The 21,626-nt window shown below is 71.3% G+C and carries 18 protein-coding genes; 11 read left to right on the top strand and 7 right to left on the bottom strand.

Features of this window, described 5'->3' with window-relative positions; translation table 11 throughout:
* Positions 1 to 5: 5 nt before the first annotated feature.
* The 5 genes from ABIC63_RS17405 to pyrF all read left to right on the top strand — a co-directional run bounded on the left by ABIC63_RS17405 (position 6) and on the right by pyrF (position 4,231).
* Complete coding sequence (locus ABIC63_RS17405) at positions 6 to 1,043, top strand: DMT family transporter (protein ID WP_354320702.1); 1,038 nt, start codon at positions 6 to 8, stop codon at positions 1,041 to 1,043.
* Positions 1,036 to 1,731, top strand: coding sequence for a tRNA (adenosine(37)-N6)-threonylcarbamoyltransferase complex dimerization subunit type 1 TsaB (tsaB, locus tag ABIC63_RS17400; RefSeq protein ID WP_354320701.1), 696 nt, complete (start codon positions 1,036 to 1,038; stop codon positions 1,729 to 1,731). The genes ABIC63_RS17405 and tsaB overlap by 8 nt, the downstream gene beginning before the upstream one ends.
* Positions 1,728 to 2,267 carry a GNAT family N-acetyltransferase gene (locus ABIC63_RS17395; RefSeq protein ID WP_354320700.1) on the top strand — a complete coding sequence of 180 codons (540 nt, stop codon included), beginning with the start codon at positions 1,728 to 1,730 and terminating at the stop codon, positions 2,265 to 2,267. Before tsaB ends, ABIC63_RS17395 begins: the two co-directional genes overlap by 4 nt.
* Positions 2,268 to 2,337: 70 nt before the next feature.
* Positions 2,338 to 3,306: a uracil-DNA glycosylase family protein gene (locus tag ABIC63_RS17390; RefSeq protein WP_354320699.1), complete on the top strand. Its 969-nt coding sequence runs from the start codon at positions 2,338 to 2,340 to the stop codon at positions 3,304 to 3,306.
* A gap of 97 nt (positions 3,307 to 3,403) precedes the next feature.
* A complete protein-coding gene (gene pyrF, locus ABIC63_RS17385) occupies positions 3,404 to 4,231 on the top strand; it encodes an orotidine-5'-phosphate decarboxylase (RefSeq protein ID WP_354320698.1) in 828 nt (275 codons plus the stop codon).
* A gap of 106 nt (positions 4,232 to 4,337) precedes the next feature.
* Here the strand turns inward: pyrF and ABIC63_RS17380 are convergent, their stop codons facing one another.
* Together ABIC63_RS17380 and ABIC63_RS17375 are read right to left on the bottom strand one after the other, a co-directional pair.
* Positions 4,338 to 5,870 (bottom strand): EAL domain-containing protein, encoded by a 1,533-nt coding sequence (locus ABIC63_RS17380; protein ID WP_234197317.1) that lies wholly within the window; start codon positions 5,868 to 5,870, stop codon positions 4,338 to 4,340.
* A 135-nt stretch (positions 5,871 to 6,005) separates the two neighbouring features.
* On the bottom strand, positions 6,006 to 6,818 hold the full coding sequence (locus tag ABIC63_RS17375) for an IclR family transcriptional regulator (protein WP_502935884.1): 813 nt from the start codon (positions 6,816 to 6,818) through the stop codon (positions 6,006 to 6,008).
* 174 nt (positions 6,819 to 6,992) lie between these two features.
* Here ABIC63_RS17375 and hmgA point away from each other — a divergent pair, with 174 nt between their 5' ends.
* The 6 genes from hmgA to paoC all read left to right on the top strand — a co-directional run bounded on the left by hmgA (position 6,993) and on the right by paoC (position 14,705).
* A complete protein-coding gene (gene hmgA, locus ABIC63_RS17370; protein ID WP_294366511.1) occupies positions 6,993 to 8,318 on the top strand; it encodes a homogentisate 1,2-dioxygenase in 1,326 nt (441 codons plus the stop codon).
* Between the two features lie 131 nt (positions 8,319 to 8,449).
* Positions 8,450 to 9,376 (top strand): Bug family tripartite tricarboxylate transporter substrate binding protein, encoded by a 927-nt coding sequence (locus ABIC63_RS17365; RefSeq protein WP_354320696.1) that lies wholly within the window; start codon positions 8,450 to 8,452, stop codon positions 9,374 to 9,376.
* 21 nt (positions 9,377 to 9,397) lie between these two features.
* Complete coding sequence (gene fahA, locus ABIC63_RS17360; protein WP_354320695.1) at positions 9,398 to 10,669, top strand: fumarylacetoacetase; 1,272 nt, start codon at positions 9,398 to 9,400, stop codon at positions 10,667 to 10,669.
* 276 nt (positions 10,670 to 10,945) lie between these two features.
* On the top strand, positions 10,946 to 11,539 hold the full coding sequence (paoA, locus tag ABIC63_RS17355; RefSeq protein WP_354320694.1) for an aldehyde dehydrogenase iron-sulfur subunit PaoA: 594 nt from the start codon (positions 10,946 to 10,948) through the stop codon (positions 11,537 to 11,539).
* Entirely contained in the window at positions 11,536 to 12,495 is a 960-nt protein-coding gene (locus ABIC63_RS17350; protein WP_354320693.1) for an FAD binding domain-containing protein, read from the top strand. The genes paoA and ABIC63_RS17350 overlap by 4 nt, the downstream gene beginning before the upstream one ends.
* Positions 12,492 to 14,705, top strand: a complete 2,214-nt coding sequence (gene paoC / locus ABIC63_RS17345) for an aldehyde oxidoreductase molybdenum-binding subunit PaoC (RefSeq protein WP_354320692.1) — start codon at positions 12,492 to 12,494, stop codon at positions 14,703 to 14,705. Before ABIC63_RS17350 ends, paoC begins: the two co-directional genes overlap by 4 nt.
* Before the next feature lie 82 nt (positions 14,706 to 14,787).
* On the opposite strand, the gene ABIC63_RS17340 is transcribed toward paoC, so the two are convergent.
* The 5 genes from ABIC63_RS17340 to ABIC63_RS17320 form a co-directional block, all read right to left on the bottom strand.
* Positions 14,788 to 15,990 (bottom strand): Fic family protein, encoded by a 1,203-nt coding sequence (locus ABIC63_RS17340; RefSeq protein WP_354320784.1) that lies wholly within the window; start codon positions 15,988 to 15,990, stop codon positions 14,788 to 14,790.
* A 138-nt stretch (positions 15,991 to 16,128) separates the two neighbouring features.
* Positions 16,129 to 17,490 (bottom strand): sigma-54-dependent transcriptional regulator, encoded by a 1,362-nt coding sequence (locus tag ABIC63_RS17335; protein ID WP_354320691.1) that lies wholly within the window; start codon positions 17,488 to 17,490, stop codon positions 16,129 to 16,131.
* Positions 17,487 to 19,436, bottom strand: coding sequence for a sensor histidine kinase (locus ABIC63_RS17330; RefSeq protein WP_354320690.1), 1,950 nt, complete (start codon positions 19,434 to 19,436; stop codon positions 17,487 to 17,489). The genes ABIC63_RS17335 and ABIC63_RS17330 overlap by 4 nt, the downstream gene beginning before the upstream one ends.
* 48 nt (positions 19,437 to 19,484) lie before the next feature.
* Positions 19,485 to 20,831, bottom strand: coding sequence for a dicarboxylate/amino acid:cation symporter (locus tag ABIC63_RS17325; RefSeq protein WP_294366495.1), 1,347 nt, complete (start codon positions 20,829 to 20,831; stop codon positions 19,485 to 19,487).
* A gap of 301 nt (positions 20,832 to 21,132) precedes the next feature.
* Positions 21,133 to 21,609, bottom strand: a complete 477-nt coding sequence (locus ABIC63_RS17320) for an acyl-CoA thioesterase (RefSeq protein WP_354320689.1) — start codon at positions 21,607 to 21,609, stop codon at positions 21,133 to 21,135.
* Positions 21,610 to 21,626 lie beyond the last annotated feature (17 nt).

Raw genomic sequence — 21,626 nt, 5'->3', positions numbered from 1 at the left:
GCCCGATGCCTGCTGCCGACCGATCGCTCCTGCGCCTGTCTCCCCGGGCGGTGGGTGTCGGCTCGGCTGTCATCACCGTTCTGGTGTGGACGGGCTTCATCGTCATCTCCCGCGCCACCGCCGGCCGCTCGCTGGCGCCACTGGACATCGGTCTGGCCCGCATCCTGGGCGCCAGCGTGGTGCTCGCGCCCTGGGGCGCCTGGCTGGTGGCGCAGGCCCGGCGGGCGGGCGATACCCAGGCCGGCTCGCTGTTCGGCCTGTCGCCCCTCTCGCTGCGGCTGAGCGCACTGGCCGGCATCTTCGGCGCGGTGCTCTATGCGGGCCTGGCGTATTCGGGTTTCTTCTTCGCGCCGGCCGGCCATGCCGCGGTGCTGATGCCCGGCAGCCTGCCGCTGTGGACGGCGCTGCTGGCGGCGGTGGTGCTGCGTGACCGCATCACGCCGCTGCGGGCCGCGGGGCTGGGCCTGATCGTCGCGGGCGACCTGATGGTGGGCGGGCGCAGCCTGCTGCAGGCCTTCGGCGGCGCGGACGCGGGCGGCACGGCCGATGTGTGGAAGGGCGACCTGCTGTTCATGTCCGCCGCCTTCTGCTGGGCCTGCTACGGCGTCATCGTGCGCCGGCATGCGCTGGACGCGGTGCGCGCCACCATCGCCATCACCATGTTCGCGCTGCTGACCTATGTGCCGCTGTATGCCCTGCTGGTCTGGGCGGGCGTCGTGCACAGCAAGCTGCCCAGCGCCCCCTGGGGCGCCATCGCCTTCCAGATGGCCTTCCAGGGCATCGGCTCGGTGGTGATCTCGGGCATCACCTTCACGAAGATGATCGGCTACTTCGGCCCCGTGCGGACCACCATGATCACGGCGCTGGTGCCGGGCCTGTCGGCGCTGTCGGCGGTGTTCTTCCTGGACGAGCCGCTGCATCCGGGCCTGCTGGCCGGGCTGGCGCTGGTGACCCTCGGCATCCTGCTGGGTGTGCAGCGCAAGGCGCCGGCCGCGTCCGCCGCGGTGCCGGCCTGTGCCACGACCAAGGGTTGCAATGCCTGAACTCCTCGCCTTCGATTGCAGCACCGACACGCTGTCGGTGGCGGTGCAGCACGGCGACCGCGTGGTCGCCCGCACCCAGGCCGGCGGCGCCCAGGCTTCGGCCGCGCTGATCCCGCTGATCCACGAACTGCTGGCCGAAGCCGGGCTGACGCTCGGCGCACTGCAGGCCATCGTCTTCGGCCGCGGCCCCGGCGCCTTCACCGGCCTGCGCACCGCCTGCGCGGTGGCGCAGGGCCTGGGCTATGGGGCGGACATTCCCGTGCTGCCCATCGACACGCTGCACGCCGTGGCCGAGGAGGCCCGCCATGCCACCGGCGCGGCGCAGGTGATGGCGGTGCTCGACGCGCGCATGGACGAGGTCTATGCCGCTGCCTGCGACACCGCGGCCGGTCACTGCGAAGCCCCGCGCCTGATGGCGCCCGAGCAGGTGCAGGTGCCGCCCGGCTTCCTGCTGGCCGGCAACGCGTTCGCGGCCTATGGCGAGCGCCTGCCCGCCGATGCACCGCGCCATGCCTGCCTGCCCACCGCCACCGCCCTGCTGCGCCTGGCCCCGGCCATGCTCGCCGCCGGCCGCGCCGTGCCGGCGGCCGAGGCCCAGCCGCTGTACGTGCGCGACAAGGTCGCCCAGACCACGGCCGAGCGCGAGGCGATCAAGAACGCCGCCGCCACCGGAGCGACGTCCGCATGAGCGCCCTGCCCCAGTTGCCCGAGGCGCGCCTGGAGCCCATGCGCGTCACCCACCTCGACGCGCTGCTGCCCATCGAGCAGCAGGCCTACACCCATCCGTGGACGCGCGGCAACTTCATCGACTCGATGCATGCCGGCTACCACTGCATGTGCCTGGTCGGCCCCACGCCGCCCGAGGCGCCCGGCTTCGGCGCCGACGTTGCCGGGCGGCGCGCACCGCCCGACACGCTGATCGGCTACTTCGTCGCCATGAAGGGCGTGGACGAGGTGCATCTGCTCAACATCACCGTGGCGCCGGCCTTCCAGCGCCAGGGCTGGGCGGCGCTGATGCTCACGGCGCTGGGCGTATGGTCGCGCGCGCAGGGCGCGGGCTGGCTGTGGCTGGAGGTGCGGGTGAGCAACACGCGCGCCCAGCAGGTCTACGAACGCCACGGCTTCCGCCGCGTGGGCCAGCGCAAGGGCTACTACCCGGCCGCGCCCGGCCGTCGCGAGGACGCGATCGTGATGAGCCTGCGGCTGGAGGGCACGGCCCCGTGACCCCGTCCTCCGCCCCCATTCAACAGGGCGCGCCGCACGCACGCGCGTTCGCACGCCCAGGAAACCCGAGATGAGCCTGATGCTCGATGCACGCCAGCGCGCCATGCTGGAGGAGATGGGCGTCAAGGTCTGGTGGCCGGCGCAGACGGCGGAGGTGGCGGCACCGATCGCCGCAGCTGAGACGACCCAGGCCGCAGAGCCCGCTGCGCTCGTCGGCGAGCACACCGCCGAGCCCGCGGCCGCCCGCGCAGCCCGCCCGCCGATGGATCGTCCGGGCACCGACACGCCCCACGCGCCGCCTTCGGACGACGGCCCGCCCGCATGGATCGACGACGTACCGCCGGAGGACATGCCGCCTTCCGCCGCAGCGCCGCCAGCCCTGCGCCAGGCGGCACGGGCTTCCTCCGCGCCCGGTCGCCGCCCCACGGCCGAGTCGCCCGCCTCCGCCACGGCGTCCCCGGCCCCACGAACCGGCGCACCCTCCGCACGGGCCGGGAGTGCCCCCGCCGTGCGCATCGAGCCGGCCCAACGCCTGTACCTGCCGGCCGGCGCCAGCGGCGACGCGCCCACCCCAGGCGGCTGGCTGGTATTGGTCGACATGCCGCCCGGCCCCGATGGCCGTCATGGCGCCGCCTTCGTCGGCGACGCCGGCCGCCTGCTCGATCAGATGCTGCGCGCCCTGCGCCTGCACGCCGGCCCCGCGCCGGTGCACCTGCAGCGCGTGCACCGCCCCGCGCCCGGCGTGCCGCAAGGCGAGGACGACGAGCCCTTCGAGGCTGGCTTCGACCATGCCTGCCGCGAACTCGCGCCGCGCATGGTGCTGGCGCTGGGTCCGCTGGCGGCGCAGCAGCTGCTCGGCGCGCAGCCGCTGGGCCGGCTGCGTGCCCAGGTCGGCCGCTGCGCCGACGGCCGCACTGCCGTGGTCGCCAGCTACGCGCCCGCCTACCTGCTGCGCACCCCGGCCGACAAGGCACGCGCCTGGGCCGACCTGTGCCTGGCGGCGGCCGAGTTCGAGCGCCTGGCCGCGGCAGCCGGTTGAGCGCCCGACACGCGGGGCCGCCACCCGCAGGCCGTTCCCGGGCAGGCGGCCGGTGCCGGCACGGCCGCCCCGAGGGGGCCTCCTAGAATCGCGCCCCATGTCTTTCCTCGATCAGCTGCAGGCCGCGCAGCGCCAGAACCGCTCCATGCTGTGCGTGGGGCTGGACCCGGAGCCCACCCGCTTTCCCGAGGGCATGAAGGGCGACCCGCGCCGCATCTACGACTTCTGCGCCGCCATCGTCGAGGCCACGGCCGATCTGGTGATCGCCTTCAAGCCGCAGATCGCCTACTTCGCCGCCCACCGCGCCGAGGACCAGCTGGAGCGGCTGATGGCCCACATGCGGGCCGTGGCGCCGCAGGTGCCGGTCATCCTCGACGCCAAGCGCGGCGACATCGGCTCCACCGCCGAGCAGTACGCGGCCGAGGCCTTCGAGCGCTACGGCGCCGACGCGGTGACGCTGTCGCCCTTCATGGGCTTCGATTCCGTCTCGCCTTACCTGCGCTACCCGCACAAGGGCGCCTTCCTGCTGTGCCGCACCAGCAACCCGGGCGGCGACGATCTGCAGAGCCAGCGCCTGGCCGACGTGCCGGACCAGCCGCTGCTGTACGAGCATGTGGCCTCGCTGGCGCAGGGGCCGTGGAACCTCAATGGCCAGCTCGGCCTGGTGGTGGGCGCGACTTATCCGCAGGAGATCCGCCGCGTGCGCGAGCTGGCACCGACGGTGCCGCTGCTGATCCCCGGCGTGGGCGCCCAGGGCGGCGATGCGGTGGCCACCGTGCGCGCCGGCTGGCGCGAGGACGCGCCGATCATCGTGAACTCGTCCCGCGCCATCTGCTACGCCAGCAGCGGCGTCGACTTCGCCGCCGCCGCCCGCCGCGAGGCCGAGCGCACGCGAGACGTGCTGGAGGCGGCGAAGCAGGGTTGAGGTTGGGGGGTGGCCCCCTCTCCCCAACCCCTCTCCCGCGAGGGGAGAGGGGCCTTGAAGTCATCGCCGCCGTTCCGCGGAGCGGGGGTGGCAGCGGCAGGAGGTGTCAGCTGAACAGCAGCGACGCCTCCACCGGCTTGCTGAACAGCCAGCCCTGCGCCAGCGCGTCGGGCGCCAGGGTGTGGAAGTAGGCGGCCTGCTGCTCTTCCTCGATGCCTTCGACCACCATGGTCAGGCCCAGCACCTCGGCCATCACCACGATCTGCGGGGCGATGGTGTCCTGGTCGCTCTGGTCGTGGAGTGCCTGCATGAAGGTGCGGTTGATCTTGATCGCATCCACCCGCAGCCGCGACAGGTACGACAGGCTCGAATAGTCGGTGCCGAAGTCGTCGATGTAGACCTTGTGCCCCGCCTCGCGCACGCGGGCGATGGCGCGGCTGAGTTCGCGGCTGTTGGCGGTGGTGCGCTCCGTCAGCTCCAGCCCGATGCTGCAGGCCTGCAGCCGCGCCGCCTGCAGCCGCGCCGACAGGAAGGGCAGGAAGCCGCTGTCCATCAGGTCGTCGGCTGAGACGTTGACCGTGACCTGGAAGTCCGGCCGCCGGCGCAGGCCGTCGCCCAGGTCCTCCAGCACGCGGCTGATCACGAAGCGGGTGACCTGCCCGATCATGCCGTTGCGCTCGGCCTCGCTGATGAAGGCATCGGGGCTCACCGGCTTGCCGGTGGCATCGGTCCAGCGCAGCAGGGCTTCGGCGCCCACGCGTCGGCGGTCGGACAGGCGCACGATGGGCTGGTAGACCACGCGCAGCTCGCCACTGCGCATGGCCAGCAGCAGCTGGCGGCTGAGCGAGCGCGAGCGTCCCAGGAAGGCGCTGAACGCAAAGCCGCCGCTCAGTCCCAGCAGGAGGCCGAAGGCCCCCATCTCGATCATCACCGGCGAGCCCCACACGCCCTGCGGCACCCGCAGCGTGGCCACGATGCAGCCGGTGTAGGCCTGCAGGCAGCGCACCTGGTAGCGCTGGCCGTTGAAGGTGAGCGTGGGTTCGGTGCCGGAGACGCGCTCCAGCCCCTGCAGCGCGGGCGTGTTGGTGAACAGCAGCCGCCCCACGTCGCCGTCCTTGGCCACCAGGGCGAAGTCCAGCCGCGGGTCGGCCAGGTCGATGAAGGTGCGCGCATGGATGGAGACCATCGCATTGCCTTCGCGGATGACCATCGAGCGGCTGCCGGGCGCACCCAGCTCGGGCACGTTGAAGGAGATGCGCCGGCCGCCGTCGCCGGCCAGGTCCACCCGCGGGGGCTGCGCCGGCGGATCCACTCGGCCGATGATCGAGCTGCAGACCACCTGCCCGTTCTCCAGCCGGGCAGCGGCCTTGAGAAAGCGGCTGTTGAGCACCAGGGCCCGCAGGCGCGCGACTTCCTGGGGGCCGCACTCGGCCGGCTCGGCATGGATGGCGTCGATGGTCTCGACCGCCTCGCCGGTGATCCGACGCGCCAGGTTGACGTAGCTGTCGGCCAGTTCGCCCGCCTGCTCGGCCCGGTCGCGCTGCACGGACCAGGCACCGAAGGCCAGGCACAGCACCACGGCCAGCACCGCCCCTCCGGACATGCAGAGAACATGGCGCGTCAGGGGCTTTCTGAACATGGGCGCGGGCAAGGGGGGACGGCCGCAGGACCGTCGTCTGGAGAAAAGCGCGAGTATCGCCGCGGCCAGCGCCTCTCTGCGCGGCGGGCACCCGCCTTATGGGGGGCGCCGTTGCAGCGATGCCGCAGCTGGACGTCAGCCGGGCCGGCGGGCGCCCAGGCGGGCCGAGATGTCGGCCGCCGCCTCGCGCAGCACCGCCGCCAGGCGGCCGTCCCAGCGCGTGTCGAAGACGGCGGAGGCGCCGATGGCCGTGAGTGCGATGACGATGCGCCCGCCCGCGTCGAAGACCGGCGCGGCCATGGCGCTGATGCCGGGCAGCACCTCGCCCTCGGAGCGCGACAGGCCGCGCCCGCGCACCTCGCGCAGTTGGCCCTCGAAGGCGTTCCAGTCGGGCAGCGGCGCGGGCGCGGGCATGCCGGCCTCGCCCGGCTGTGCGCGGGCCCGCTCGGCCTCCAGCGCGGCGCGCACGACCGCTTCGTCCAGGTAGGCGCCGAAGAGCCGGCCCGAGGCCGTGCCGGCGAGCGAGAACACGGTGCCATGGCGCATCGCCACATGCACCGCCGCCGGCGACTCGGCCGTGCGCACGATGGTGGCGCCGCGCTCGCCCCACACCGCCAGCGCCAGCGTGTGGCCGGTGCGCCGGGCCAGCGCCTCGATCACCGGCGTGGCCAGTTGCACGGGGTTGGTCTGCGCCATGGCGATCAGCCCCAGCTGCAGCGCCAGCGGGCCGAGCTGGTAATGGCCCGTGGCGCCGTCCTGCTCGATCAGGCCCAGCCGGCCGAAGCTCACCACGTAGGGATGCGCCTTGGCCGGCGTCATGCCGGCCTCCTGTGCCAGCGCCTTCAGCGGCATGGGCCGGCCGGTGTGCACCAGGGCCTGCAGCAGGGTGCCGCCCACCTCGATGCTCTGGATGCCACGCTGTGCGCCGCGTTCGCCGTCTTCCGCCATCACCCGCCTGGATTCGTTGATTTGTAAATCGTTAGACATTACCAGATGCGCGGCCTACACTCGCCGCCAGTTCGGCATAGTCGAACTCATTTCATTAAAACTAATTGGAGCCAACCCCGGACCGGCGCGCACGCTGTGCTGCGGCGCCGGCCCGTCCAACCTGCGAGGATTCCCATGACCGCCTCCGACCCCTCTTCCTCCCTGCGCTACCAGAGCGGCTTCGGCAACGAATACGCCACCGAGGCCGTGCCCGGTGCACTGCCCCAGGGCCGCAACAGCCCGCAGCGCGCGCCGCTGCAGCTCTACCCCGAGCTGATGTCCGGCACCGCCTTCACCGCCCCCCGCCACCAGAACCGCCGCAGCTGGATGTACCGCCGGCAGCCCAGCGTGGTGGCCGGCCGCTACCAGGCCTGGGCCCAGCCGCTGTGGACCACCGGCGGCGACCGCGCCGCCGCCCTGGCGCCCGAGCCGCTGCGCTGGCACCCGATCCCCTTCGAGGCCGGCGTGGAGGCCGACTTCGTGGAAGGCATGCGCACCCTGGCCGCCAATGGCGATGCCGATGCGCAGACCGGCGTGGCCGCCCACGTGTACCTGGCCACGAAGTCGATGGACCGCCGTGCCTTCGTCAATGCCGACGGCGAGCTGCTGGTGGTGCCGCAGCAGGGGCGCCTGCGCATCACCACCGAGCTCGGCGTGCTCGACGTGAAGCCGGGCGAGATCGCCCTGCTGCCGCGCGGCCTGGCCTTCAAGGTGGCACTGCCCGACACCGAGGCCGGCGCCGGCCCGTCGCGCGGCTACGTGTGCGAGAACTACGGCGCGCAGTTCCGCCTGCCGGAGCTGGGCCCCATCGGCTCCAACGGCCTGGCCAATCCGCGCGACTTCCAGGCGCCCGTGGCCGCGTACGAAGACGTCGCCGGCCCTTATGAACTGATCAAGAAATTCGGCGGCCGCTTCTGGCGCGCGCCGGCCAGCAACACGCCCTTCAACGTGGTGGCCTGGCACGGCAACCTGGCGCCGGTGAAGTACGACACGGTCAACTTCATGACCATCGGCTCGATCAGCTTCGACCATCCCGATCCGTCCATCTTCACGGTGCTCACCTCGCCCAGCGATACGCCGGGCACGGCCAACTGCGACTTCGTGATCTTCCCGCCGCGCTGGCTGGTGATGGAAGACACCTTCCGTCCGCCCTGGTACCACCGCAACCTGATGAGCGAGTTCATGGGCCTGGTGTACGGCGAGTACGACGCCAAGCCTGGCGGCTTCAAGCCCGGCGGCGCCAGCCTGCACAACGCCATGGTGCCGCACGGCCCGGACGAAGAGGCCTTCGAGAAGGCCTCCAGCGCCAACCTGCAGCCGCAGAAGCTGGACAACACGCTGGCCTTCATGTTCGAGAGCCGCTACCGTTTCGTGCCCACCGCCTTCGCGATGGAGACCGCCCCGCTGGACCACGACTACGCCGATTGCTGGGCGGGCCTGAAGGACCAATTCCAAAAATGAACGAGTTCCCCCCCGTTTCTTGCTCACTTCGTGTAGCCGAATCCCCCCTCAAGGGGGCGCCGCCAGCGGCCCGGCGAAGCCGGTTCCGCGGCGTCTCCCGCATTGGAGCCGCATGCGTACTGGGCATCGGCGTGGTGCTTGGCGGTCAGGCTCAGGCGGCCGACTTCCCATCCAAGCCGATCCGCTTCATCGTGCCCTACACCGCCGGCGGCACCACCGACCTGGTGGCGCGCACCGTCGGCCAGCGCGTGGCCGAGAAGCTGGGCCAGCCGGTGGTCATCGACAACCGCGGCGGCGCGGGCGGCAACATCGGCATGGACGTGGTGGCCAAGGCCCCGGCCGACGGCTACACCATCGGCTTCGGCGCCATCTCGACCAACGCGCTGAATCCGCACATCTACAAGTCGGTGCCCTTCGATCCGCGCAAGGACTTCACCGCCATCGGCCTGCTGGGCACCTCGACCATCGTGCTCGAAGTGCCGGCCAGCTCGCCCATCAAGTCGGTGCCCGAGCTGATCGCCGCCGCGAAGAAGACGCCCGGCCTGCCCTATGCCACGGCCGGGGCCGGCACCTCGATGAACCTGGCCGGCGTGCTGTTCGCGCAGATGACGGGCACCCAGCTCACGCACGTGGCCTACAAGGGCAGCGGCCCGGCCATCACCGACCTGCTGGGCGGCACGGTGGGCGTGATGTTCGACAACCTGCCTGCTTCGCTGCCACACATCCAGGCCGGCAAGCTGCGCGCGCTGGCGGTGGCCGGGCCGGCGCGCTCGCCCTCGCTGCCCGACGTGCCGACCATCGCCGAGACGGGCCTGAAAGGCTATGCACTGGAGCCCTGGTTCGGCGTCTATGGCCCGGCCCACCTGCCGCCGGCCATCGTCAGGACGCTCAACCAGGCCTTCGCCGAAGCCCTGGCCGAACCCGCGGTGCGCGACAAGCTGCTGCAGGCCGGCTTCACGCCGCGCGCCAGCACGGCCGAGGAACTGGCCGCGCTCACGCAGTCCGAATACCAACGCCTCGGCGAGGTGGCCCGCAAGGCGGGCATGACCGCCGACTGACTCCCACTGCACTGCTCTTCCATGACCCTTCTCGACAAGACCCACAACCCCCACCTGCGCAGCTGGGTGGAATCCGCCAACGTGGCGGGCTGCGACTTTCCGATCCAGAACCTGCCCTTCGGCCGCTTCCGCCGCGCCGGCAGCAGCGACGCGGCGCTGCGCATCGGCGTCGCCATCGGCGACCAGGTGCTGGACCTGCGCGCCGCCGGCCTGGTGGACCATGACGACATGAACGCGCTGATGGCCGCCGCGCCCGCCGAGCGCGTGGCGCTGCGCCAGCGCCTGTCCGACGGCCTGGCCCAGGGCAGCACGCAGCAGGCCGCCTGGGCCGCGGCGCTCGTGCCGCAGTCGGCCTGCGAGCTCGCGGTGCCCTGCAAGGTGGGCGACTACACCGACTTCTACACCGGCATCCACCATGCCACCACCATCGGCAGCCTGTTCCGGCCTGACCAGCCGCTGATGCCCAACTACAAGTGGGTGCCCATCGGCTACCACGGCCGGGCCAGCTCCATCGTGCCCAGCGGCACGACCTTCAAGCGGCCGAGCGGCCAGACCAAGGCACCGGATGCCAGCGAACCGAGCTTCGGCCCCTGCAAGCGCCTGGACTACGAACTGGAACTGGGCTTCTACGTCGGCCCGGGCAACGCGCTCGGCCAGCCCGTCGGCATCGACGACGCCGAGGCACACCTCTTCGGCGTCGGCCTGTTCAACGACTGGTCGGCGCGGGACCTGCAGGCCTGGGAATACCAGCCGCTGGGCCCGTTCCTGGCCAAGAACTTCGCCTCCACCGTGTCGCCCTGGATCGTGACCATGGAGGCGCTGGCGCCCTTCCGTGCGCCCTTCACCCGGCCCGAAGGCGACCCGCAGCCGCTGCCCTACCTGGATGGCGCGGCCAACCGCGCGCACGGCCAGCTGGACATCGTGCTGGAGGTGCTGATCCAGACGCCGAAGATGCGCGCCGACGGCCAGCCGCCCGCGCGCCTGACCCTGGGCCGCGCCAAAGAGGCCGCGTACTGGACGGCCGCGCAGTTGGTGGCGCACCACACCGTCAATGGCTGCAACCTGCAGCCCGGCGACCTGCTGGGTTCGGGCACGCTCTCCGGCCCCACGCCCGACGCGGCCGGCTCGCTGATGGAGCTGACGCTCGGCGGCAAGAAGCCGATCCAGCTCCCCAACGGCGAGCAGCGCACCTTCCTGCAGGACGGCGACACGCTGGTGCTGCGCGGCTGGTGCGAGCGCGACGGCGCGGTACGCATCGGCCTGGGCGAGGCGAGCGGCACGGTCATGGCCTGACGCACCGGCATTGGCCGGCCGGCGGCGCGCGCCGCTGGCCTTGCGCGTCTCCAGCCCCGCGGCTTCGGCCCCGGGGCTTTTTCTCGTTCGCATGCGTGAGGATGCCGTGTCCGGCGCGTCCCACAGGCAGGCAGGCGCTGCGCTGTCGCCCGGCTGGTCCTTGCACCGAGCATGTGGCCCCTGGGACGGCCTTCAAAGTGGGGACTGCCGCTGCATTACCTGCCACGCCCTTTTCATCCAGGCGGCCCATTCCCCACGAACCCCACGGAGCAGCCCATGGCCCCCAGCCCGAAATCCCCGCCGCTGCGCGACCGCGCGCCGGAATCGCCCGCCGGCGGCAGCACCGCCACCGGCGCCCTGCACGGCACGGTGCACCTGACGGTCAACGGCGAGGCGCGCAGCCTCACCGTCGACAACCGCACTACCCTGCTCGACGCCCTGCGCGAGCACCTGCATCTGTGCGGCACCAAGAAAGGCTGCGACCATGGCCAGTGCGGCGCGTGCACCGCACTCGTGGATGGTCGCCGCATCAACACCTGCCTGAGCCTGGCCGTGATGCACCAAGGCAGCGAGGTCACCACCATCGAGGGCCTGGGCACGCCCGAGGCCATGCATCCCATGCAGGAGGCCTTTGTCCGCCACGACGGCTTCCAGTGCGGCTACTGCACGCCGGGGCAGATCTGCTCGGCCGTCGGCGCCCTGCGCGAACTGCGCGACGGCGTGCCCAGCCATGTGAGCAGCGACCTGCAGGCCCAACCCCTGCTGTCGCCTGACGAGATGCGCGAGCGCATGAGCGGCAACATCTGCCGCTGCGGCGCCTACAGCAACATCCAGCAGGCCATCGCCGAAGCCGCGGAGGCCACCCGATGAAAGCCTTCAGCTACGAACGCGCGGCCACGCCCGAAGCGGCGGTCGCGGCCCTCGCCCGCACGCCGGACGCCCGCTTCATCGCCGGCGGCACCAACCTGCTGGACCTGATGAAGCTGCAGGTGGAGACGCCGACGCACCTCATCGACATCAACGGCCTGGGGCTGGATCGCATCGAGCCCATCGAGGGCGGCGGCCTGCGCATCGGCGCGCTGGTGCGCAACACCGACCTGGCCGCCAATGCCCGCGTGCGGCGCGACTATGGCGTGCTTTCGCGCGCGCTGCTCGCCGGTGCCTCGGGCCAGCTGCGCAACAAGGCCACGACCGCCGGCAACCTGCTGCAGCGCACGCGCTGCCCCTACTTCTACGACACCGCCCTGCCCTGCAACAAGCGCGAACCGGGCAGCGGCTGCGGCGCGCTGCAGGGCTACAGCCGACAGCTGGCGGTGGTGGGCGGCAGCGCGCAGTGCATCGCCACCCATCCCGGCGACATGTCGGTCGCCCTGCGCGTGCTCGATGCCCAGGTCGAGACAGTGCAGGCCGGCGGCCAGCGCCGCACCATTCCCATTGCCGACTTCCACCGGCTGCCGGGCAACACGCCCGAGCGCGACACCGTGCTCGCGCCGGCGGAGCTGATCACCGCCGTCACGCTGCCCGCGCCCGTCGGTGGCACGCATGTCTATCGCAAGGTGCGCGACCGCGCCTCCTACGCCTTTGCGCTGGTGTCGGTGGCGGCCATCGTGCAGCCCGACGGCAAGGGGCGCGTGGCCTTCGGCGGTGTGGCGCCCATGCCGTGGCGCATGGAAGCCGCCGAGGCCGAACTGCCGAACGGTCCACACGCCGTTACCGAGCGTCTGTTCGCCGACGCCCATCCGCGCCCCGACAACGCCTTCAAGCTGCCGCTCGCGCAGCGCACCCTGGCGGCCGTGCTGGCCGACGCGAAGGAGATGCAGCCGTGAAATTCGATCCCTCCACCACCGCCGTGCCGGGCGAGGATTTGCGCCATGTCGGCCAGGCCACGCACCGCGTCGACGGCCCGCGCAAGACCACTGGCACTGCGCCCTATGCGGGCGAATGGCATCCCGAATTCGACGCCCATGTGCGCGAGGCCGCGTACGGCTGGGTGCTCGGCGCCGGCGTCGGCAAGGGCCGCATCGCCAGCATGGACGTGGAAGCCGCTCGCGCCGCGCCGGGCGTGCTGGCCGTCGTCACGGCCAAGGACGCGGGCTCGCTCGACAAGTCCAAGCGCAACACGGCCCGACTGCTCGGCGGTCCGGCCATCGACCACTACCACCAGGCCATCGCCGTGGTGGTCGCCGAGACGCTGGAGCAGGCCCGCGCCGCCACCGCGTTGATCCGGGTGCGCTACGACAGCGCGCCCGGCCGCTTCGACCTGGCCGCCGAACGCGAGCACGCCAAGATCGCGGGCGACGATGCCAAGACCGAGGTCGGCGATTTCGACGCCGCCTTCGTTGCCGCGCCGGTACAGCTCGACGCCACCTACACCACGCCCGACGAATCGCACGCCATGATGGAGCCGCATGCCACGCTGGCGTCCTGGGAGGGCGATCGCCTCACCGTGTGGACCTCGACCCAGATGGTCGACTGGTGCCGCACCGACCTCGCGGCCACGCTGAAGATGCCCAAGGAGAAGGTGCGCGTGCGCTCGCCCTTCATTGGGGGCGGCTTCGGCGGCAAGCTGTTCCTGCGTGCGGATGCGCTGCTGGCCGCCCTGGCTTCGCGGGCGGTGGGCCGCCCCGTGCGCGTCGGACTGCATCGTCCGCTGATCGCCAACAACACCACGCACCGCCCTGCCACGATCCAGCGCATCCGCCTGGGCGCGGAGAAGGACGGACGGCTCACCGCCATCGCACACGAGAGCTGGTCCGGCGACCAGCCCGAGGGCCAACCGGAGACGGCCGTCAACCAGACCCGGCTTCTCTACGCCGGCGCCCACCGCCGAACCGCCATGTACCTGGCCGAGATGGACCTGCCGGAAGGTAACTCCATGCGCGCCCCGGGTGAGGCGCCCGGCATGGCGGCGCTGGAAGTCGCCATGGATGAGCTGGCCGAGCGCCTCGGCATCGACCCGGTCGAACTGCGCCTGCGCAACGACACCGACGTGGACCCCGAGCATCCCGAGCGCCGCTTCACCCAGCGTCGTCTGGCGAACTGCCTGCGCGAAGGCGCCAAGCGCTTCGGCTGGGACCAGCGTCCCGCGAAGCCCGGCGTCAGGCGCGAGGGCCGCTGGGCCATCGGCGTGGGCATGGCGGCGGCCTTCCGCAACCACATGCTGATGAAGTCCGCCGCGCGCGTGCGTCTGGCACCCGATGGCCGCGTCACCGTCGAAACCGACATGACTGACATCGGCACCGGCAGCTACACCATCCTGGCGCAGACGGCGGCCGACCTGCTGGGCGTGCCGCTGGAGCGCGTCGAGGTGAAGCTGGGCGATTCGGACTGGCCGGTGTCGGCCGGCTCGGGCGGCCAGTTCGGCGCGGCCAATGCCACGGGCGGCGTCTATGCCGCATGTGTGAAGCTGCGCGACGCCATCGCCCGCAAGCTGGGGTTGGAGGCCGAGGGCGCCGAGTTCATCGACGGCGAGGTCCGAAGCGGTGGCCGCAGACTGGCTCTGGCCGATGCGGTGAAGGACGGCGAGCCCCTGACGGCCGAGGACGGCATTGAGTACGACGAGTCGCTGTCCAAGCAATGGCAGCACTCGACCTTCGGCGCCCACTTCGTGGAAGTGGCGGTGCATGTGGACACGGCCGAGATCCGCGTGCGCCGCATGCTGGCCGTCTGCGCGGCGGGCCGCATCCTGAACCCGGTGACCGCCCGCAGCCAGGTGATCGGCGCCATGACCATGGGCGTGGGTGCCGCGCTGATGGAGGAACTGGCGGTGGACACGAAGCTGGGCCTCTTCATCAACCACGATCTGGCGGGCTACGAGGTGCCGGTGCATGCCGACATTCCCGAGCAGGAGGTGGTGTTCCTGGACGAGCCCGACACCATGGCCTCGCCGCTGGCCGCCAAGGGCATCGCCGAGCTGGGACTGTGCGGCGCGGCGGCGGCCGTGGCCAATGCCGTCTACAACGCCACGGGCGTGCGGGTGCGGGACTATCCGGTCACGCTGGACAAGCTGATTGCGCAGTGGCCGGCAGCGGCATAGCGCTGTAGGTCAAGCACTGCGTGGCGCGGGGGCTGCCAAGCCGGATTGCGCTGCGGACCAGTGGGAGCACACCGCGCTCCCATCAGTCCATCACGGCCGTAGCAGCCTCTGGATAAAGGTTGGGGAACAGGATGTTCAGCGCGTGCAGCGGCAGGCCCAGCCTGAGCACATCCCGGGGTCCCTCGCTGCGCAGCAGGCCGTCCTTGAGCAGGCGCGAGATCACCTTGCGGGCCGTCCTTTCTTCCAGCCCAGTCATGCGACCGAAATCCCCACGCGTCAACGTTCCAGCGGCAGCCAGCATCTGCAGAGGCAGCACCGCCTCTTCTCGGTATTCGATACCGGCACCGCTTGCGCGCTGGGTCAGTACGAAAGCGTGCAGGCGTTGCCGCAGGCTGTCCAGGTCGAGCATGCGTGCCATGAAATCCACTTGGTCGGTGCAGACATCCAGGAAGTAGCTGCACCAATCCCACAGCGCCTTCTCGCTCAGGTTGCCGCGCCCGTCCAGATCTCCCTGGCGCATGGCATCGGCCCCGTCCAGCATCAGGTAATAGCGATCCCGGTCGCGCGCCAAGCCCCGGTTGACGGACCACAAACCGCCGCTCATGGGGAAGAGGGCGCCGTGCGTCTGCAGGCGCACGGCACGGCCGTTGCCGTCTTCGAAGGGGTGGGTCCACATCATCCGGTGATGGGCCGCCGCGACGGTATAGAGCAGGGCGTCGACGCCCTTGAGACGGCCATAGACCGCGTCCATGCGGTCCAGGAAGAGCGGCACCGACGCCCACGCGGGCGGCTGGTGGCGGCCGACGCTCACGTCGTGGCACCGGAGGCCGCCTGGCACGATGTCGCGTCCGTCGTCGGTCCTGCGGTCCTCTGCGGGCAGGCGCTCATACAGCCGGCGATGCGCCTCCCGCACGAAGGCGCTGGACAGGGCCTGCGCTTCCGAGTCGACCCGCGGCTCCAGTTCGCGTTCCGCCTCGATATGCGCCAGGGCCAGGCGCTGCCGCTGGGCCACGTCGGGCGTAGCGGAAAAGTCCTGCCGCAAGGCGCGCTCGATGTGGGCAGGATGGGTGCTCTGCCCCTCGATGCGGTTGGAGTAGTACGAGTTCATGGATCGCACGATCTCGCGCAGACCAGCCCGCACCGGCTCGCTGGCGGCAGCCTTGAGGGTGGCCGACTTTTCGAACACCTCCCGTGTCCGCTCCCGAAGCAGGTCCAGCCTTTGGGCGGGAACCAGAGGCTCGAACTGATGCGGCTGATCAAAGACTGTGATGCGGGTGGATGACACGGTCAATTTCCGGTTCCATTTCCGCTTATTCTATGAATTTCTCATTCAACGACAGATGTTTGCGCATTCCTATCCGCGCATCTGTTTCCGGTTCATTTTCCGGTTCGATTGCCGCTGGACCGACGCTTGGCCGCACACTCATTCCTCCCGCCGATACCCCGCCGCATCGATCCCCAGCCGCTTGAGCTTGTCGTACAGCGTGGCCTTGGCGATGCCCAGTTCCTTGGCGGCCTGGGGCACGTCGCCCTGCAGGCGGCGCAGGGCCTCGCTGAGCAGGGTGCGCTCGATCTGCTCCATATGCTCGGGCAGCGAGACGCCGCGCTGGCCACCGCCCAGGGCGTCGGAAAAACTGTCGCCCAGCAGGCCGAGCACGTAGCGGTCGGCCACGTTGCGCAGCTCGCGCACGTTGCCGGGCCACGCGTGGCCGAGCAGCGCCGACAGCGCCTGGGTGTCGGGCACCGGCGCCGGCTGGCCGTAGCGCTTGGCCGCCTGCAGCGTGAAGTGCTCGAAGAGCAGCGGGATGTCCTCGCGCCGCTCGCGCAAGGGCGGCAACTCGATGAAGGCCACACCCAGGCGGTAGTACAGGTCGGCGCGAAAGCGTCCCTGCTCGCTGGCCTCGCGCAGGTCCACCTTGCTGGCGGCGATCACCCGGCAGTCCACGCTCACCTGCTGGTTGGAGCCCACGCGCTCGATGGTGCGCTCCTGCAGCGCGCGCAGCAGCTTGACCTGCACCGCCATCGGCATGCTCTCGATCTCGTCGAGGAACAGCGTGCCGCCGTGCGCATGCTCGAACTTGCCGATGCGGCGCTTGACGGCGCCGGTGAAGGCGCCGGCCTCGTGGCCGAAGAGTTCGCTGTCGACCAGATTTTCGGGAAGGCCGCCGCAGTTGACCGGCACGAAGTGGCCGCCGCGCCGGCTGCTGCGCTCATGCAGGCAGCGGGCGACCAGGTCCTTGCCGGTGCCCGTTTCGCCATAGATGACCACGTCGGCCGGCGTGGCCGCCAGCGTGCGCACGGCCTGCCGCACCCGCTCCATGGCGGCGGAGCGGCCGATGAGCGTGGCCTTGATGCCGCTCCAGTCGTCCAGCGCGCGGCGCAGCGATTCGACCTCCAGCGCCAGCCGGCGCTGCTCGGCGGCGCGGCGCACCACGGCCACCAGCCGGTCGGAGGCATAGGGCTTCTCGATGAAGTCGTAGGCACCGTCGCGCATGGCCTGCACGGCCATGGCGATGTCGCCATGGCCGGTGACCAGGATCACGGGCAGCTGCGGGTCGGTCTTGTGCAGCTCGGCCTGCCAGCCCAGGCCGCTCTGGCCGGGCAGTTGCACATCGCACACCACCACGGCCGGCACGCCCTCGGTGATGGCGGCGCGCGCGGGCTCGACGGCGCCGAAGGCCTGGACCTCGAAGCCGGCCAGGTCGAGGGCCTGGGCGGCGCCCAGGCGCACGTCCTCGTCGTCCTCGACCAGCAGCACGCGGATGGGATGGGTGGGGGCGTTCATGGTTGTTGGCGGGGGGCGGTTGCGTCGGCGCCCACGTCGGCGGGCAGCTCGATGACGAAGGCGGCGCCAGCCCCGTCGGCCATCTCGTCGGGCCGCGCCACGCGCAGGCTGCCGCCGAATGCCTGGATGATATGGGCCGACATCATCAACCCCAGGCCCAGGCCGCGGCCGGCGGGCTTGGTGGTGAAGAAAGGCTCGAACAGCCGCGCCTGCACCTCGGGCGGGATGGGCGGGCCGCTGTTGGCGACGACGATGCGGCAGAGGGGCGCAACGCTGTGCCGGTCGGACTCGTGCTGCGGCTCGGCGCTGGCCACGGACGGGCGCGGCCCTTCAGCCGGGGCCTCCATGCGCAGGGGATCGCCGCACTGCGCCGTCACCGCGATCCATCGCGTACCCGCCGGCACCTCGGCCAGCGCATCGGCAGCGTTGCCGACGAGGTTGGCCAGCACCTGCACCAGGCGCGTCTCCTCGGCCATCACCGCCAGGGTGGCGGGCAGGCTGTCGGTGCGCAGGTCCACGCCCAGCTCGCGCAGGCGGGGCGCATGCAGCAGCGCGGCCTCGCGCAGCGCCCGCTCCAGCAGCACCGGGACGGGCGGCTCGGTGCGCTTGTGCGCAAAGACCTTGAGCTGCGCCGTGAGCCGGCCCAGCCGGTGCACCAGCTGCGCGATGCGTGAGAGATTGGCGCGTGCATCCTCGCTGCGGCCCCGCTCCAGCAGCAGCACCGCGTTGTCCGACAGCGTGTGCAGCGCCGCCAGCGGCTGGTTGAGCTCGTGCACCATGCCGGCCGACATCTGGCCGAGCACGGCCAGCTGGCCGGCATGCACCAGCTCGGCCTGGGCGGCGCGAAGCTCGGCGGTGCGCTCCTGCACGCGGCGTTCCAGCGAATCGTTGGCCGCCTGCAGCGCGGCGCGGCTGGCCAATTGCTGGCGCACCAGCCGGCGGCGCTGGCGCAGCACGAGCAGGCCCAGCAGCAGCGCGGCGGCCGCCAGCGCGGCACCGGCGGCCGCGGCGGCGGCCACGGCCCGCACGGGACCCTCGTCGCTCAGCAGCACCAGGCGCCAGCGGCCGGCATCCAGGCGGTGCACGGTGGCGGCGTAGCTGCGGCCGTCCAGGCGCACCTCGCGCACCGGGCCGGGCTCCAGCGGGCCGTCGCCGGCCATGCGCCACGCCAGAGGCGTGAGCGGGGCGTCGCCGTAGCGGCGCGAGGCGGCTGCCTCGGCCCGCTCGGCCTCGGGCAGCGGCGCGATGGGGCGGTATTTCCAGTCCTCGCGCGAGGCCAGGATGGCGACCTGGTGCTCGTCGAGCAGCAGCATCTCGCCGGGCAGCTGACGCCAGGCCAGCGCCGCGGGGCGCAGGTCGATCTTGACGGTGGCCACGCCGCGCACGGGGCCACCGCGCGGCAGCGCATAGGCCAGGTAGTAGCCCGGCACCCGGCTGGTGACGCCGATGCCGTAGAAGCGCCCACGCCCGCCGGCCAGGGCCTCGCGCAGGTAGGGCCGGTACGACAGGTTCTGGCCGGCGGGCGTGCCGAGTTGGCCATCGTCGCTGGCGGCCGCGGCCACGCCGCCGGGCTCCAGCACGTACAGCGTCTCGGCCCCGGCGATGGCGTTGAGCGCATGCAGGTAGTGGCTGGCCTGCGCACGCAGCGCCGGGTCGAAGGGGCTGGCCAGCAGCTGCTGCACCTGGGGCGAAGTTTCCAGCAGGGCGGGCAGGTAGTCGAAGCGGGCCAGCTCGGCCTCGATGCGACCGACCTCCATGTCCAGCCGGTGGTCCGCCGCCTCGCCCAGGCGGTCCAGCCCGACGCGCAGCGCCAGGGCGTAGGCGCCCCAGGCGGCCAGCGCCACCAGGGCGAGCACGGCCAGCGCGGGGCCCAGGCGGGTGCGCCCGGCGCCGGTCGGCAGGAATGAAAAAGGGGCGCGTCGCGCCCCTGGGGAGTTGGATGCCACGGCGCGAGTATGGCCGTGGCGGGCGGCGGCCGGCGCCGCCGTGGCTTCTCAGGCTGCCTTCGTGGGGAAGCGCGCTGTCGTGGCGTCCAGCACCTGCTCCGGCGCGTCGGCTTCGAGCGTGCTCTCGTTGTTCAGCACCTCGTGCATGCGGCTCTCGTCCAGGTCGCCGGTCCACTTGCCGACCACCACCGAGGCGACGGTGTTGCCCACCAGGTTGGTCAGGGCCCGGGCCTCGCTCATGAAGCGGTCGATGCCCAGGATCAGCGCCAGGCCGGCCACCGGCACATGGCCCACCGCCGACAGCGTGGCGGCCAGCACGATGAAGCCGCTGCCCGTGACGCCGGCGGCGCCCTTGGAGGTGAGCAGCAGCACCAGCAGCAGCGTGATCTGGTGCGTGATGTCCAGCTGGGTGTTGGTGGCCTGGGCGATGAACACCGCGGCCATGGTCAGGTAGATGGAGGTGCCGTCCAGGTTGAAGGAATAGCCCGTGGGCACCACCAGGCCGACCGTGGACTTGCGCACGCCGAGGTTCTCCAGCTTGGCCATGATCCGCGGCAGCGCGGCTTCGGAGCTGCTGGTGCCCAGCACGATCAGCAGTTCTTCCTTGATGTACTTGACCAGCTTCCAGATGCTGAAGCCGTGCAGGCGCGCCACGATGCCCAGCACCAGGAACACGAAGACGAAGCAGGTGGCATAGAAGGTGCCCATCAGGAAGGCCAGCTGCTTGAGCGAGCCCACGCCGTACTTGCCGATGGTGAAGGCCATGGCGCCGAAGGCGCCGATGGGCGCCACCTTCATGATGTAGCCCACGATCACGAAGAGCACGTGCGAGGACTTCTCGATCATGTCGAACACCAGCGTGCCGCGGCCGCCGAAGCGGTGCAGCGCGAAGCCGAAGAGCACGGCCACCAGCAGCACCTGCAGCATCTCGCCCTTGGCGAAGGCGTCCACCACCGTGTTGGGGATGATGGCCAGCAGGAACTCGGTCGTGCTCTGCATCTTGCCCGGGCCGGTGTAGGCGGCGATGGCCTTGGTGTCGAGCGAGGCCGGGTCCACGTTCATGCCCACGCCGGGCTTGACCACGTTGACGATGATCAGGCCGATGATCAGCGCCACGGTGCTCATGATCTCGAAGTACAGCAGGGCATAGCCGCCGGTCTTGCCGACCTTCTTCATGTCCTCCATGCCCGCGATGCCGACCACCACGGTGCAGAAGATGATCGGCGCGATGATCATCTTGATGAGCTTGATGAAGCCGTCGCCCAGCGGCTTCATGTCGGTGCCGAGGGCGGGATAGAAGTGGCCCAGGAGCACGCCGATGACGATGGCGACGATGACCTGGAAATAGAGGGACCGGTATAGCGGCTGGCGGCGGGCGGGTGTGGGGTCTTGCATGCGGGCTCCTGGGGTGTCTCCGTTGCGGAAAGGGCGCCATCGATGGCGGCCGCTGATCAGCGCAAGGAGGGTGCCAGCCCGGGAGGGCTGCGGAGGCGTCGCAAGTAGTTGTTTTTAAATGGATTTTTGAAGCCTTCCGGTGCGCCGCCAGGGCGCTGCCGGACTGCATGCGGCGAGCGCGTCCGGCGCGCCGGACGCGGGGTTTCGGGAAAACCCTAGGACCTGGAAGCCAAGCCCGGCTTCGACGAGCTCAGCCCGAGCGGGCAGGGGTGAGTCGACGCGCCGCGACCCTGGCGGTCGCTCAATCCGCCGCGCCGCTCAGGCTGGGCGGCGGCGCATCGGCCACCTTGCGGGCGGCGTCCAGGTGGGCGCGGGCGCGCTCGGCCAGGGCGATCTCGCCGGGGGTCTGGGGTTTGTAGGCGTCCACGGGCAGCGGCCGGCCGTGCGAATCGACCGCCACGAAGACGATCAGGCATTCGGTGGTTCGGACCATCTTGCCGCCCTTCAAGTCGCCGCTGCGCACCTCGACCGAGATGTTCATGCTGGTGGTGCCGGTGTAGGCCATGCGGGCCTCCACCTCGACCAGGTCGCCGATCATGATCGGACGGTGGAAGCGGATGCTGCCGATGAACACGGTGACGCAGTAGTTGTGCGACCAGCCGGTGGCGCAGGCATAGCCGGCCTCGTCGATCCACTTCATGACGGTGCCGCCGTGGACCTTGCCGCCGAAGTTGACGGTGCTGGGTTCGGCCAGGAAGCGCAGGACGATGGAGGACATGGCGGCGAGTCTCGCAA

The organism is Pseudacidovorax sp. 1753 (genome assembly GCF_040544975.1).
Lineage (GTDB): Bacteria > Pseudomonadota > Gammaproteobacteria > Burkholderiales > Burkholderiaceae_C > Xenophilus.
Note: the sequence above shows the minus strand (reverse complement) of the source record. Positions and strands in the feature narration are given on the sequence as shown.